1 pseudogene is annotated in these 415 nt (G+C 59.5%); it reads left to right on the forward strand.

Annotation, left to right across the window (positions count from 1 at the left end):
- Positions 1 to 415, forward strand: a pseudogene (locus KCG87_RS27380) (hypothetical protein); the annotation flags it as partial.

Genomic DNA, 415 nt, shown 5'->3' on the forward strand with positions numbered 1-415 from the left:
ACTGGATCGCCCGGGCGGTTTCGATGACGACTTTTCCACGCCCGGCAACCAGAACCTGCGCTACCACATTCCCCAAAGCATCATCGACAATGGCGTCGGCCCCGAGGAGGCTGCGGCGGGTGTGCCGATCACGATCCTGCCGTACCCCTTCATGCGTATCAACGACCGTGTAAAGGTGGCGTGGGGCAGCGTAGAGAAAAACGTCCTTGTCGAGCAAAAACATATTGGCGACCCTGACGACCCTGACTACAGCCCGCTGGTCGTGACCATCGATCAACCACTGATCGAGGAGGCGGGCGACAGCGCCGGGGTGATGGTGATGTACCAGGTGATCGATGAGTGTGGCAACTATCCCGATCCACGTTCCCTGTGGTCGGCGCCAACCCGAGTCGTGGTGGATCTGAAAGGAAATCGT

The sequence above is a fragment of the Pseudomonas sp. MWU347 genome (assembly GCF_017947305.1).
Lineage (GTDB): Bacteria > Pseudomonadota > Gammaproteobacteria > Pseudomonadales > Pseudomonadaceae > Aquipseudomonas > Aquipseudomonas putida_A.